This window comes from Hylemonella sp. P2_B10, from assembly GCF_056404875.1.
The window spans coordinates 1,259,582-1,273,977 of sequence record NZ_JBFUDE010000001.1 but is presented as its reverse complement, the minus strand read 5'-3'; the positions used below and the strand labels follow the sequence as shown (position 1 = coordinate 1,273,977).

The window sequence follows — 14,396 nt, the reverse complement described above, 5'->3', positions numbered from 1 at the left end:
CGTGCAAGCGAGGGTGTCATGAGCAGCGCGCTGGAGCAGGCGGGCCAGCATTTCCAGCACGGCGTGCAGGCCGCCGAGGCCGGGCGCCTGGATGAAGCGTTGCACAGCTTCGAGGCCGCGCTGGCGCTGGCGCCGGGCCGGCCTTCGGTGCTGGTCAACCTGGGCATCACCTTGTTCCGCCTGGGCTGGCATACAGAGGCGCGGCCAGTGCTGCGGCAGGCTGCGGAGGTTGACGCCGCCAGTGCCGATGCCTGGGCCTACCTGGGGCTGACCGAGGAAGCCTTGGGGCAATGGCAGCCAGCGGTGGACGCACTGCGCCATGCGCTGGACAGGGCGCCGGCGCAGGCCGGATTGTGGTTGTCGCTGGCGCGTTGCCTGCTGCAGCTCGACCAGGTGGCGCAGGCCTTGCAGGCGTTTGACCAGGCGGTCACCGTCGGCCCCGGGTTGGCCTCAGCCTGGAGCGAGCGCGGCAGCCTGCTGCGCGAACTGGGCCGCCTGCCCGAAGCCGCCCAAAGCTTTGAGCAAGCGCTGGCGCTGGGCGCTGACCCGGCGCTGCATGCCTACTACCTGTCTTCGGTGCGCGGCCACGGCGCCCCGGCCAAGCCACCGCGCCAGTATGTGGAAACCTTGTTCGACAGCTATGCGGACGACTTTCAGCAGCACCTGGTGGGCCAGTTGCGCTACCAGGCACACGAGACGTTGGTGCGCCCGCTGCTGCAGATGGGCAAGCGCTACGCCTCTGTGCTGGACCTGGGCTGCGGCTCCGGCCTGTGCGGCCAATTGATCACGCCTTGCGCCGACGCCGTGGACGGCGTGGACCTGTCGCAGGCCATGCTGGCGCAGGCCCGCCGCTCGGGCGTGTACCGCGCGCTGGTGCATGCCGATATCGCTGCCTACCTGGCGCAGGCGCAGCGCAGCGACGACCTGGTGCTGGCCGCCGACGTTTTCATCTACGTTGGCGAGTTGGCAGACACCTTTGCCGCCGTGCGCCGCCTGCTGCGGCCCGGCGGCTGCTTTGCCTTTTCGGTTGAACTGGCAGACGGCGACCCCGGTGTGCAGCTGCGGCCCAGCCTGCGCTACGCGCATTCACAGGCCTATGTGCAAGGCCTGGCGCAGGCGCATGGCTTCGCGGTCAGTGCGCTGCTCACTGCGCCCCTGCGTTACGAGCAGGGCGTGGCGGTGCAGGGGCTGTATGTGTATTTGAATTAGGCGCGCGTCCAGTCCATCAGCCAGTTTTCTTCCCAGCTCTTGCCGTTGTCGCGCGACACCGCCTGGTACCAGCGGCAACTCTTGGGCGTGATGCGGTCCCACACGCCGCGCACGATGGTGGGCTTGCCCGCATCCTCCTCGTCCGAATCCCAGGTGCCCACGCCGTTGACAAAGCTGCCCCAGGCGGGTGGCGGCGTCAACACGCCGCTTTTGCCGTTGACCCAGTGGTCGGCCCACAGCTTCTTGTCCACGTCCAGCAGCCGCAGGCCCATGCCGCTGAACTTGCGCGCCGGGATGCGCAGTTCCTCCACGCTGGCGACGCCGGCCAGGATGCCGCGCACCGTGGCTTCGCCGTCAAACGTGTCCCAGGCGCCGTTCTTGCGCTGGCGGTTCTTGATCTTCCAGTCGCCTGTCAGAAAGTCGAAGTCGCCCGGCTTGCCGGTGGCGGCGGGCTTGGCGGCTGCAGCGCCGGCTGGGGCCGCGCCCAAGGCGCCACCGCCCGCCAGGCCTGCGGCTGCGGCTTGCAACAGGATTCTGCGCTGGGCGTTGGAGGCAAGTGTGGGCATGTGGGGCTCCGGGTGGTTGTTGGGTGGGGGCAATGTAAAGCTGAAATAGGGCAATCTGCGTCCTGTATCGCACCAGCCTGAAACGCCTATAGTGGCGGCTGACCTCTTCAGGACTGCTGCATGCCTCAAGCCACCATGAAACGCTACTGCCAGGTGACCGACCTGGCCGATGCCGAAGAACTGTTGACCGGCATACGCCGCCACATCCACCAGAACCCCGAGCTGTCGTTCAAGGAGGCGGCCACCGCCGAGCTGGTGGCCAAATACCTCGACGAGTGGGGCTACGAGGTGACGCGCAACGTCGGCGGTCACGGCGTGGTGGGCCGCATGCAGGTGGGCGGAGGCGCGCGCAGCGTGGCCGTGCGTGCCGACATGGACGCGCTGCCCATCCTGGAAGAAACGGCTGTGCCGCACGCCAGCCGCAATGCCGGTGTGATGCACGCCTGCGGCCACGATGGCCACACCACCATGCTGCTGGGCGCGGCGCGCCAGCTGGCCAAGACGCGCAACTTCAGCGGCACGCTGAACCTGGTGTTCCAGCCGGCCGAAGAAGCCGGCCGCAACAGCGGCGCGCAGCAGATGATTGACGATGGCCTGTTTGAGCGCTTCCCCTGCGACGCCATCTTCGGCATGCACAACAACCCGGGCGAGCCGGTGGGCACGTTCCTGTTTGGCAGCGGACCCTTCATGTCGGCCAGCGACCAGGTCCACATCACCATCCACGGCAAGGGTGGCCATGCCGCGCGTCCGCACCAGACGGTGGACCCGATACTGATCGCCGGCAGCCTGGTGATGGCGCTGCAAAGCGTGGTGGCGCGCAACGTGGCACCCACCGACACGGCGGTGGTCACCGTGGGCGTGCTCAACGCCGGTTTTGCCGCCAACGTGATCCCCGACAGCGCGCGCATGAGCCTGAGCGTGCGCTCCTTCAGCCATGCGGTGCGCGAGCTGCTGCAGCGGCGCATCACCGACCTCGTCACCGCGCATGTGCAGGGTTATGGCGGCACGGTGGAGATCGACTACGTGCGCGGCACGCCGGTGCTGGTCAACACCGAGGTCGAGACCGCCTTTGCACTGGGCGTGGCGCAGGAACTGGTGGGCGCGCAGCGGGTGATGCACCCGTACGGCCCCGTCACCGGCAGCGAGGACTTTGCCTATTACCTGTTGCACAAGCCCGGCTGCTTCCTGCGCCTGGGCAATGGCGAGGGCTCGGCCATGCTGCACAACCCGAAGTTCGACTTTGCCGATGGCAACCTGACCATTGGCGCGGCGTACTGGACGCGGCTGGTGGAGACCTACCTGCCGGCCTAGTGGGCGGCTGTGCAGGCCCTGAACCGTTCAGGCCCGGGCGGGTTCAGTGCGCGCGGGCGTGCCTGCGGCGCGTCCATGCTGCGGCGGCCAGGGCGCTGCCCAGCAACAGCAGATCCGAAGGCTCGGGCACATCCGTGGGCGGTTCTACCAGGGCCGTGAAGAGCACCTGGGGCGAGGTTTCCGAGTCACAGATGGCATAGTCGAGGTCAAAGGGGCAGCCGAAGACCGGATCGCCCTGCTGGTTGGTGTTGATGGCGCTGGCACGCAGCAGCGCCATGTCGCCCTCGATGGACAAGCCATAGCGGTAGAAGGCATAGCCCGGGTCGACCGGTCCGCCCAGCGTCCCCTGGGGCCGGGCCCAGTTTTCGCTGAACGTGCCACCCCAGTCACCGCCGGCGCTGTCGTAGTGTTGCAGCGAGGTGAAAATGCCGGCGAGGGTGCCGTCCGTGATGATCAGGTCATCCAGGTGCAGGCGCAGCGTGGGCGACATGAAATCCAGCAGCTCGTATTTGTTCTTGTCCGTGAGGTCGTACAGCTTGACGTAGCCGCTGACCATGTGGGCGCTCTGGCACTGGGCGTTGTCCAGGCTGGCGGCGCTCAAGGCCAGGCAGTCGTCGGGCATGTCGATGCGCACCTCGCCCATCCAGCCCAGCCCCGTGAAGCCATGGCCAAACGCCGGGTCATAGGTGCCCACGATGATGCCCGCCTGCGCGGGAACAAGCGTGCTCAAGGCCAGCCAGCAACCGGCGGCGGCAAGCAGTTTCTGGAGTCGTGAATGCATCGCGTGCTGTCCCAACGTGACGGATTGGTCCCTACCGGGGCGATAAGCACAATTCAAGCCACAAACATCATAATATGTAAAGCGTTGACGACAAATGGCTTTTTCGATCCCCGCCGGTGTGTTGGGCCGGGTCGCGGCTGCCACCGTCAAATTTCCCGACACCTGTGATATGCCCATGACCCTCGACGCAGTTGATGACACCGCGGCCCTGTCTGTGGGCACGCAGGTGGGGGATTTTGAAATCATCGCCGTCCTGGCCAGCAGTGTGTGCGGCCCTACCTACCTGGCCATCGACCAGGCGCTGTGCCGGCTGGCGGCATTGCAGGAGTTCGCGCCCCCGAAGCTGGCGGCGCGGGGCACGCAAGGGCAGGTCGAACCGAGATCCGGGCACGCTGCTGCGATCCCTTCTGGCGCTTTCGAGGCGGCGTTGGCGCGTTTCATGCGGCATGCCGAGTTGCTGGCCACGCTGGACCATCCGGCATTGGTCAAGGTCTACCGCGTGTTCCAGGTTCAGGGCACCGCCTATGCCGCCATGCCGTTTGCGATGGCCCGGACGTGGCAGGAAAGCCTGGACGACCTGGGTCACCCGCCAGACCCAGCCTGGCTGCGCCAACGGCTGGCGCCGCTGAGTCACGCGCTGGCCTGTCTGCATGCGCAGCAGCTTCACGGCTGCGCGCTGTCGCCGGCTGCACTGCTGGTGCAACCGGGCAAGCCGTTCGCACAGTTCATGGGGCTGTGGCCGGGTGACGGGGACGCCGCGGCGGACATCCAGGCGCTGGACGCGCTGGCCGGCCAGGCGATGCCAAGGCCGCTGCCCCAGGCGCAGCCCGCATCCGTCGCACAATGGCGCTCGGCGCTGGGTTTTGCCGAGGCGGATGGCGGCAGCCTGGCGCCAGCCGTGGCCAGCCACACGGGCGCAGCCGCCGAGCCGGTGCGTGACAACCTGCCGCAGCACGCCACGGCCTTGCTCGGCCGCGAACAGGAAACGCTGTCCGTGCGCGCCCATCTGGCGCGTGCGCGGCTGGTCACGTTGACCGGCATCGGCGGCGTGGGCAAGACGCGGCTGGCGCTGCAGGTGGGCCAGGACAGCCTGGGCGCGTTCACCGATGGCGTGTGGTTCCTCGACCTGTCCTCGGTGCGCGACCCGCAGCGGGTGGTGCCCCAGGCGGCGCAGGTGCTGGGCGTGCGCGAGGTGCCGGGCCAGACGCTGGTGCAGGCTCTGCTGGCCTTCTTCAAGGGCAGGTACCTGCTGCTGATCGTCGACAACTGCGAGCATCTGATTGCTGCCGCCTCCAGCTTCATCAACCAGGCGGTGCGAGGCTCGCCGGGCCTGCGCGTGCTGGCCTCCAGCCGGGAGGCCCTGCGTGTGCCCGGGGAGGTGGCTTATCCTGTGCTGCCGCTGCCCGTGCCCGACAGCGGTGCAGCGCTGGATGCCCTGCAGGCCTGCAGTTCGGTGCGCCTGTTCGTGGCGCGCGCGCAGGACTACCGCCACAGCTTTCGCCTGACGGAAGACAACCGGCACACCGTTGCCGAACTGGTGCGCCGGCTCGAAGGCATTCCGCTGGCGCTGGAGCTGGCGGCGGCGCGCGTGCGCACCCTCAGCGTGGCCGATATCAACCGCCGGCTGCAAGACCGCTTCCAGCTGCTGACGCGCGGCCCCCACGTGCTGCATGCGCGGCAGCAGACGCTGCGCGCCACCGTGGACTGGTCGTATGAGCTGCTGCACGACGACGAAAAGACGCTGCTCAGCCGCTTGGGCGTCTTCGTCGGCGGTTTGGACCTGGAGGCGGCCGAAGCGGTGTGCGGCACCGCGCCGCTGGACCCCGCTGACGTGATGGATCTGCTGCGCCTGCTGGTTGACAAGTCGCTGGTGATGCTGGATGAGCGCGATGGTGGTACCCGCTACCAGCTGCTGGAGACGCTGCGCGACTATGCATTGGAGAAGCTGCGCGACAGCGGCGGCAGCGAGCCGGTGGCGGCGGCGCACGGCATGCACTACTTTGCGCTGGCCAAGCAGTTGCGCGATGGCCTGCAGGGCAAGGACCAGGGCGAATGGGTACGACGCGGCGAGGCAGACCTCGACAACCTGCGCGCCGCGATGGCGCTGGCATTGGCTGGCGGCATAGACCCCTTCATCAGCGTCAAGATGGCTGTGGCGCTGCAGGGCTTCTGGGGCTTGCGCGGCTACATGACGGAAGGCCGCGCACTGGTGCGCCAGGCGCTGGCGCGCCCCGACGTGCAGGCCGACCCGATGCCCTATGCCCATGCGCTGTATGTGGGCGCTGCGCTGGCGCTGATGCAGGGCGATCTGGATGCCGCGCACGACCAGTTGGTCACCTGCCTGGCGTTGCGCCGCGCGCTGGGCAACCCGGCCGACATCGCCGCCACGCTGTCCACGCTGGCGCACGCGCACATCCACGACACCGTGCAGGCCAGGGCCTGGGCCAACGAGGCGCTGGAGCTGTTGCGGGCGCTGGGCATCAAGCAGCACCAAGCCATCGTGCTGCAGGACCTGGGTCGCATCGCGCAGTTCGACGGCGACCTGGCGCTGGCGCGTGACCACTTCATGCAATCGCTGGCCCTGGCCAGGCAGGTGCGGCACCCTGAAACCGAGGCCGAGTGCGAACGCTTGCTGGGTGAGCTGGCCCTCGAACTGGAAGACCTGACCGCCGCGCAGCAGCACTTGCAAAAATCACGTCAGGTTTGCACGGCCGCTGGCGACATGCGCGGCGAGGCCAGCGCGCGGCTGTGGCTTGGCAAACTGGCCATGGCATCGGGGGACCAGCCCACGGCGGCCGGCCATCTGGCCGCGGCGCTGCAGTTTTTCCAGTCCCACGAGATGCGCGCCGAGTGGCTGGACTGCCTGGCCGCCATCGCCGCACTGGGCGCGCGGCGGCCGGACACAGCCCAGGCCCTGCAACTGCTGCGCGCGGTGGAGGCGCTGGTTCAGCAGTTGCGGCTGGTGCGCCCGCAGCGGGAGGTGGCGTGCAATGCGCGGCTGCTGCAGGCGCTGGCTGGAGGGCAGGCCACCGGTGCCGCCCCTGTGGCCGAACCCTGGAACCTGACGGCCGCCACTGCGGTGGCACTGCAGATGGCCACCGCCTGATAGGCCCAACCGGCCACGCGGGCTGGACGTGCAGCTTGCTCCGTACAATGGCGTTCCCCTGTTAGCCGAGGCCACGATGCGTCCCTTTTCCTCTTTGTTGCTGACCCTTTGCGCGCTGTGCTGTGCCGCCAGCACCCACGCCGCCAACCCCACCCCCAGCGAACCCGCGCAAAAGGCCGCCCGCCATGCGCTGGCCACCTACCAGACCGAGGTGGTTGGCACGCTGGCGCGCATGGTGGCCTTCAACACCGTGGCCACCAGCAAGGTGGCGTTCGAGGCCAACCCACAGTTCATCGGTTTCAAGAAGGTCATCAAGGACGAGGCCGAGCGCCTGGGCCTGGACTTTGCCGACCATGGCTATGTGCTGGTGGTGGGGCTGGGCAAGGGCACGGATCGTCTGGGCATCATCACCCACGGTGATGTGCAACCGGTGGACCCCAGCAAGTGGGCCAAGTCGCCGTTCGAGCTGGACAGCACCAGTGAGCCCGGCAAGCTGCTGGGCCGCGGCACCGAGGACGACAAAGGGCCCATCGCCACCGCGTTGTATGCGATGAAGGCGATCAAGGACCAGGCGATTCCGCTGAAAAAGCGCATCGAACTGTACATCTACCTGGCCGAGGAATCCGACTGGAAGCATCTGGAAGAATTCCTGAAGACGCACCCGGCCCCGGGCATGAACATCACGCTGGACGCCGAATACCCGGTGGTCACGGCCGAGAAGGGCTACAACACCATCAGCGTCACCTTCCCCAAGCAGGCACTGGTGCCGCCGGCCGGCACACCGTATGTGGCCGAGTTTGCCGGCGGCTTCTTCGGCAGCCAGATTCCCGAGGATGCCAAGGCCACCATTGCCAATGCCACCCCGGCGCTGGAGGCGCAGATCAAAGCCCGCGGCGCGCAGCAAAAGGGCATGCGCTACGAGTTCGCTTGGGCTGGCAGCAGCCTGCGCATCACCGCGCGTGGCGTGTCAGCCCACTCCAGCAAGCCCGAGGATGGCGTCAACGCCATCGCCATGCTGGCCGATGCGCTGGCCGTCACCCGCTGGCCGGCCACCACCGCCGGCGCGTTGGTCAACTTCACCAATGACATGATTGGCACCGGCCTGTATGCCGAGAAGTTCGGCGCCATCGCCTACAAAGACGCCTTCATGGGCCCGATGAGCTTCGCGCCCACGGTGATACGCCAGCCGGCCGAAGGCCTGCAGCTCAACATCAACGCCCGCCGCCCGCAGGGCAAGCCCCAACAGCAACTGCGCGACGAGATCAACGCCGCGCTTGCCGCCTGGCAGGCCCGCGCCGATGGCGGCGTGGTGAAGCTGGCCGATATCAAGCTGGTCATCACCGACGCCTGGGTGCAGAAGTCCGCCCCGCAGGTGGACACGCTGCTGGGCGTGTTCTCTCACTACACCGGCATCAAGGACGCCAAGCCGGTGTCGATTGGCGGCAGCACCAACTCGCGCCTGTTTCCGCACGCGGTCAGCTTCGGCCCCAGCATGCCGGGCGAGGTGTACACCGGGCATTCGGAACATGAATTCATCAGCACCAAGCAGTTGCTGTTGAACCTGCAGATGTACACGGCTGTGCTGGTGGAGCTGGCGCGCTGAGGCGCAGGCAGGTCCACACCCATGGCCGCCTCCCACGCCGCCGCGCTGAAAAAGCTCAAGGCCTTTGGCCTGTCGCTGCCCGGCACCCAGCCCAAAAGCCCCTGGCCCGGGCATGAGGACGTGGCCGTCAACGACAAGACCTTCGCTTACCTGGGCACACATGATGGTGGGTTGACCGTGTCCGCCAAGCTGCCGGTCAACGGCCCTGCCGTGCTGGCGGCGCTGCCGCAGGCCAAGCCCACCGCCTACGGCCTGGGCAAGAGCGGTTGGGTGACGGTGGCCTTTGCGCCCGGCGCGGTGGTGCCCTTGGACACCGTGATGCGCTGGATGATGGAGAGTTACCGCGCCCAGGCGCCCAAGCGTCTGCTGAAGGCACTGGAAGAAGCGCAGCCCTGGGTCAAGGCGGGCGAGTTGCCGGACCCGAAACGCCGTTGACAGCTGCCGGCGCGCCTTACTTGCCTGGCGTGCCCGACTGCATCTCGTTCAGCACCTTCCGGGCATTGTCATTGGTCGGGTCCAGCACCAGCGATTTTTCATAGCTGGCCTTCGCCGCGTCACGCTGGCCAGCCTTCAACTGCGCTTCTCCCAGGCTGTCGTGCACATTGCCCGAGTTGGGGAACAGCGCCACCGCCCAATGCAACACGGCCAGCGCCTCGGGCAGCTTGTCCTTGCCCATGTAGCGGTAGCCCAGGCCATTGAGCTGCGATTCAGACACGTAGGCGTCGCCAAACTTGTTGGCCTGCAACACCTTGAAGCGCTGCTGGGCCGCTTCCAGGCTTTCGGCGTCGATGACGTCACCCAGCACGTCGGCCAGGCTGGACGGCTTGACGTCCAGCAGCTCGACATCGAAGCGCAGTGTGGAGTTCGGCGGAATGGGGCCGCGCTGCTTCTCGCCATAGGCCAGTTGCGGCGGGATGATGAAGGTGGCCTTGTCACCCACGCGCAATTGCGCAAAGCCTTCGTCCCAGCCCTTGATGACCTGCTTGCGCCCCAACGTGAAGGCGAACGGCTGGTTGCGCTTGTAGGAGCTGTCGAACTCCTTGCCGTCCTGCAGCGTGCCACGGTAGTGCGCGATGACCACCTGGCCCGGCTGCGGCTGCAGGCCGCTGCCGCGCAGGGTGACGCCGATCTGCAAGCCAGAGGCGAAGGAGGTCAGACCCACCGGCGCGGGCGGTGCCACGGCCAGTGTTTGAGCCTGCACAGGCCCAATGGTCAGGGCCAGCAGCAGGGTTGCGAGGGGAGCGAAAGCCGTGCGTTGTGTCATGGTGTTGGAAAGGACTGCTGCAAATGATAGACCAAGCCACGCGCACCAGCGGCGTCGACTGCCACGGACCTGTCACGCCAGCGGCTTCTGCGACACTTGATCCATGGCGGCGACGACTTCCCGGTGTTTTGAACGCATCACACGAGGCCTGATGCTGGGCCTCGCGCTGTGCACTCAGCAAGCACTGGCCGCCGATCCACCTTGGGTCGCCGACCTGGGTGAGGGCCGCTACCAGAACCCGGTGCTGTTTGCCGACTATTCCGACCCCGACGCCATCCGCGTGGCCGACACCTACTACCTGACGGCCTCCAGTTTCAACAGCGCGCCCGGCTTGCCGTTGCTGACGTCCAAAGACCTGGTGAACTGGACACTGGTAGGCCATGCGCTGCCGCGCCTGGTGCCCGAGGCGCATTTCCGCGTGCCGCGCCACGGCGAGGGCGTGTGGGCGCCGTGCCTGCGTTACCACGACGGCCAATTCTGGATCTTCTACCCCGATCCGGATTTTGGCATCTACGTCATCACCGCCGCGCGCTTTGAAGGCCCGTGGAGCGCGCCGCACCTGCTGCTGCCGGGCAAGGGCATCATCGACCCCACGCCGCTGTGGGACGACGACGGCAAAGCCTACCTGTTGCACGCCTGGGCCAAGAGCCGCGCGGGCATCAACAACCTGCTGACGCTGCGCCGCATGTCGCCCGACGGGCGCCGGCTGCTGGACCTGCAGGGACAAACCGTCATCGACGGCAACAAACTGCCTGGCTACCGCACGCTGGAAGGCCCTAAGCTGTACAAGCACCAGGGCTGGTACTACGTGTTGGCGCCGGCTGGCGGCGTGGAGGAGGGCTGGCAAGCGGTGTTCCGGGCCCGCAGCATCGAAGGCCCGTATGAGGAGCGCATCGTGCTGGAGCAAGGCGACACGCCCACCAACGGGCCGCACCAGGGCGCCTGGGTGCGCGCGCAAGACGGCAGCGACTGGTTCCTGCATTTCCAGGACCGCCAGGCCTATGGTCGCCTGGTGCACCTGCAGCCCATGGCCTGGCAGGACGGCTGGCCGCTGATGGGCCAGCCCGGCACCCGGCCGGGCACCGGCAACCCGGTGCCCAGTTGGCGCAAACCGGTGGCGGGCCAGCCCGTCGTGGTGCCGGCCACCGGTGATGAATTCGAGGCGCCTCAGTTGGGTCTGCAATGGCAGTGGAACGCCAACCCCGGCCCGGCCTGGTATTCGCTGAGCGAGCGCCCCGGCTGGCTGCGCCTGCACACGCAAGCGGTGCCGGAGGCGCGCGGCCAGCTGCGCCTGGCGCCCAACATCCTCAGTCAGAAGCTGCCGGGGCCGGCCTTCACCGTGGACGTGCGCCTGTCCGTGGCAAACGCCACCGAGGGCGATCGCTCAGGCCTGGTGCTGAACGCGTTGAGCCCGGCCTGGCTGGGCCTGCGCCGTCAGGGTGGGCAGCATCAGCTGGTGTATGCCAGCTGCGTGGCCGCCGCTGGGCGGTGCGAGGAACAGGCCGCAGTGTTGCTGGCCGACGCGCCGCCCACGGTGGATTTGCGCCTGCGGGTGCAGGCAGTGAAAGAGGGCGCCCAGGTGCAGTTTTTCTACAGTGTGCAGCCTGGTGCTGTCGTGCCGGCGGCGCCCGCGTTCACGGCCAGCAAAGGCCGCTGGGTGGGCGCGCAGATGGGGCTGTTCAGCGTGGGTGACACCCCTGGTGCCGGTTTTGCGGATGTGGATTACTTTCGCGTTACACATTGAATGTTTCACGCTTGCGCCGACTGCCCCGTCTATCGGTGTAAGCGGCAGGCCGCTGGGCGCGAAATCTTGTTATAACGCGGCAAGACAAACAAAAAACGGGCAGCACCCTTCTTCCAAGAGCTTGGGACATGACCCCTCAGAACCGGGCGAGACGTCATCATTTGCGCGTGTGGCTGTGGGTCACGGCCGCGGTGTTGCTGCTGTCGCTGCTGGCCCTGGTCGCTGCTGCCGTGCGCTTCACGCGTTACGCCGAGCGAGCCGATCTGGAGGCCGCGCGCCAGGCTGAACTCGAGACCAGCGTGCGCCAGCTCCGGGCCGTGCTGCTGCGCCTGGGTGAAGCCGAGACCAGCCAGCGCGGCTACCTGCTGACCGGCCAGCGGGACTACCTGGTGCCATACACCCAGGCCGTGGCACAGATGCCGGCCTTGCTGCAAGGCCTGGACCGCATTCCCGTGGCTGCGGACAAGCTGGCTGGCCGTGCTCAGAGCGTCACCCGGCTGGTGCACCTGAAGTTCGACGAGATGGCTGAGACCCTGCGCCTGCACGACGACGGCCAGCGCGACGCGGCCTTGCGGCTGGTACAGACCGGTACCGGGCGAAGCTTCATGGATGGTGCCCGCAAGGAGTTGGTGTCCCTGCTGGAGCTGGTGCGCGAAGACCGCGATGCCGCCTCCGCCGAGCTGTTGCGCGACAACGCCAGCGCGCGCCAGTCCGCGGTGTGGACCGTTGCGGTGATGAGCGGCTGCGTGCTGCTGGCGGCCTTGCTGCTGGCGCTGCTGGGGCGCGCGCAGCGCCGCCTGGTGGATGACTTGTCCGACAGCGAGCGTCGCCACCGCAACCTGGTGGAAGAGCAGCAGGAACTGGTGTCGCTGGCCGCTGCCGATGGCCGGCTGCTCTATGTCAACCCGGCCTACGCGCGCCACTACCACCGCAGTGTGGAGCAGATGCTGGGCGACAACCTGTTCGACCACGTCGCGCCGGGCGATCTGGAGGCCGTGCGCCGGCATGTCCAGGCCGTGCTGGACAGTGGCGAGCCCGCGCACACCGAGAACCGCATCGTGACCCCCGACGGCAGCGAGCGCTGGCTGGCCTGGACCAACACCATGCAGAAAGACAGCGCCGGCCGGCGGCAGCTGCATTCCGTGGGCCGTGACATCACGCGCCGCAAACACGTAGAGGAGGCGCTGAAGGCCAGCGAGGCCTTCCTGACGCGCACAGGCAGGTTGGCGGGTGTCGGCGGTTGGGAGGTGGACCTGGCCACCAGCCAGGTGCGCTGGTCCGAGCAGGTCGAGCGCACCCTGGAGGCGCCGCCCGGCTTTGTGCCCCAGCTGGACAGCGTCATCGCCTTCTTCGCCCCGGACGTGCGACCGCGGATCGAGGAGGCGGTTCGCCTCAGCCGCGAGCAGGGCCTGGGCTTTGACCTGGAGTTGCCCCTGGTCACCGCCAGCGGGCGCTCGGCCTGCGTGCGTTCGGTGGGCGAGGTGGAGCGCGACGCCCAGGGCCAGCCGGTGCGCCTGGTGGGCGCGCTGCAGGACATCACCGAACGCAAGGCGCTGGAAACCCGCCTGCGTGAACTGACTGACATCCTGGAACACACACCCGACTTCATTGTGCAGACCGACTGGAAGGGCCGGGTGCAGTACATGAACCCGGCGGCGCGCCGTTCGCTGGGATTTGGCGCCGATGAGCCGCTGGATGCGCACAGCTTCACCGCATTCAACACGCCGCAGACCAATGAGCGCTACGCCACGGAGATCATGCCCGCCGTCAAGCGCGACGGCGTGTGGGTGGGTGAAACCACGGTGCTCCGCGCCGGTGGCGAGGTGCTGCAGGTCAGCCACACGGTGATCGCCCACCGGGATGCCGATGGACGGGCCCTGCGCTATTCGGCGGTGATGCGCGACATCAGCCGGCAGGTGGCCGACCGCCAGGCGCTGCGCCGGCAGACCGCTACGCTGGGGGCGGTGGTGGAGGCCATCCCGGCCATGGTGGCGGTGTTCGACGCCGAGCTGAACTACCGACTGGTCAACCGCGCCTTCGAGCGCTGGCGTGGTCTGGACCGCACCGTGCTGACCGGGCACAACGTGGCCGAGTTCATGGAGCCGGCCGAGTACGCCAGCAGCGAGCCCTGGGCGCGGCGCGCGCTGGCCGGCGAAACCGTGCAGTATGAGAAGGACTACACCGAGGCCGGCCACGAACGCCACATCAACGTCAGCTACGTGCCGTTGCGGCTGGACGACGGCACGGTGGACGGCATGATAGGTGTGGCCCAGGACATCACCCTGCACCGACAGGAGACGCGCCGCCTGCTGAACATGGCCGAGCACGACCCGCTGACCGGCGTGCTCAACCGCGCCGGCTTTCACCAGATGCTGTCCAAGACCTGCGGCAACGGCGAGGCGGCCGGCCTGGCCCTGCTGTACATCGACCTGGACCGCTTCAAGCCTGTCAACGACAACCATGGCCACCCGGTGGGCGACGTGCTGCTGCAGCAGTTTGCGCAGCGCCTGCAAGGGCTGGTGCGTCCCAGCGACGCGGTGGCGCGCCTGGGGGGCGACGAGTTTGCCATCGTTCTCAGTGGCCTGCGCAGCCGCGGCAACGCCGACGCGGTGGCCGACAAGGTGGTGGAGGCGGCACGCGCGCCGTTTCAGGTCGGCGAGTTGATGCTGGAGATTGGGGCCAGCGTGGGCGTGGCCTTTGATGCCTCTGACGCACACGGTTGGAAAGGGCTGGTGCAGCGCGCCGACGCGGCGGTGTACCAGGCCAAGGCGGCGGGGCGCGGGCGGCGCGTTTAGCGCTGTGCCGACACGGC

Annotated in this window: 10 protein-coding genes; 7 read left to right on the top strand and 3 right to left on the bottom strand. The window is 67.9% G+C overall.

Annotated features, from left to right (window positions below; all coding sequences use genetic code 11):
* Positions 1–18: 18 nt before the first annotated feature.
* A complete protein-coding gene (locus AC1DX2_RS06040; protein WP_477195383.1) occupies positions 19–1,209 on the top strand; it encodes a tetratricopeptide repeat protein in 1,191 nt (396 codons plus the stop codon).
* Here AC1DX2_RS06040 and AC1DX2_RS06035 read toward each other — a convergent pair.
* Positions 1,206–1,775, bottom strand: coding sequence for a hypothetical protein (locus tag AC1DX2_RS06035; RefSeq protein WP_477195382.1), 570 nt, complete (start codon positions 1,773–1,775; stop codon positions 1,206–1,208). The two genes, AC1DX2_RS06040 and AC1DX2_RS06035, sit on opposite strands and share 4 nt — an antisense overlap.
* A 120-nt stretch (positions 1,776–1,895) precedes the next feature.
* Here AC1DX2_RS06035 and AC1DX2_RS06030 point away from each other — a divergent pair, with 120 nt between their 5' ends.
* Positions 1,896–3,086, top strand: coding sequence for a M20 aminoacylase family protein (locus AC1DX2_RS06030; protein ID WP_477195381.1), 1,191 nt, complete (start codon positions 1,896–1,898; stop codon positions 3,084–3,086).
* A 43-nt stretch (positions 3,087–3,129) separates the two neighbouring features.
* Here AC1DX2_RS06030 and AC1DX2_RS06025 read toward each other — a convergent pair whose 3' ends face one another.
* Positions 3,130–3,867: a PEP-CTERM sorting domain-containing protein gene (locus AC1DX2_RS06025; protein WP_477195380.1), complete on the bottom strand. Its 738-nt coding sequence runs from the start codon at positions 3,865–3,867 to the stop codon at positions 3,130–3,132.
* Between the two features lie 175 nt (positions 3,868–4,042).
* Between AC1DX2_RS06025 and AC1DX2_RS06020 the strand changes: the two genes are divergently transcribed.
* The 3 genes from AC1DX2_RS06020 to AC1DX2_RS06010 all read left to right on the top strand — a co-directional run bounded on the left by AC1DX2_RS06020 (position 4,043) and on the right by AC1DX2_RS06010 (position 9,011).
* Positions 4,043–6,973, top strand: coding sequence for an ATP-binding protein (locus AC1DX2_RS06020; RefSeq protein WP_477195379.1), 2,931 nt, complete (start codon positions 4,043–4,045; stop codon positions 6,971–6,973).
* 76 nt (positions 6,974–7,049) lie between these two features.
* On the top strand, positions 7,050–8,576 hold the full coding sequence (locus AC1DX2_RS06015) for a dipeptidase (protein ID WP_477195378.1): 1,527 nt from the start codon (positions 7,050–7,052) through the stop codon (positions 8,574–8,576).
* A 21-nt stretch (positions 8,577–8,597) separates the two neighbouring features.
* Positions 8,598–9,011, top strand: a complete 414-nt coding sequence (locus AC1DX2_RS06010; protein WP_477195377.1) for an MmcQ/YjbR family DNA-binding protein — start codon at positions 8,598–8,600, stop codon at positions 9,009–9,011.
* A gap of 16 nt (positions 9,012–9,027) precedes the next feature.
* Here the strand turns inward: AC1DX2_RS06010 and AC1DX2_RS06005 are convergent, their stop codons facing one another.
* Positions 9,028–9,840: an FKBP-type peptidyl-prolyl cis-trans isomerase gene (locus AC1DX2_RS06005; RefSeq protein WP_477195376.1), complete on the bottom strand. Its 813-nt coding sequence runs from the start codon at positions 9,838–9,840 to the stop codon at positions 9,028–9,030.
* Positions 9,841–9,991: 151 nt separating this feature from the next.
* Between AC1DX2_RS06005 and AC1DX2_RS06000 the strand changes: the two genes are divergently transcribed.
* Together AC1DX2_RS06000 and AC1DX2_RS05995 are read left to right on the top strand one after the other, a co-directional pair.
* On the top strand, positions 9,992–11,584 hold the full coding sequence (locus AC1DX2_RS06000) for a glycoside hydrolase family 43 protein (protein ID WP_477195375.1): 1,593 nt from the start codon (positions 9,992–9,994) through the stop codon (positions 11,582–11,584).
* A gap of 128 nt (positions 11,585–11,712) precedes the next feature.
* On the top strand, positions 11,713–14,379 hold the full coding sequence (locus tag AC1DX2_RS05995; RefSeq protein ID WP_477195374.1) for a PAS domain S-box protein: 2,667 nt from the start codon (positions 11,713–11,715) through the stop codon (positions 14,377–14,379).
* Positions 14,380–14,396: the final 17 nt, after the last annotated feature.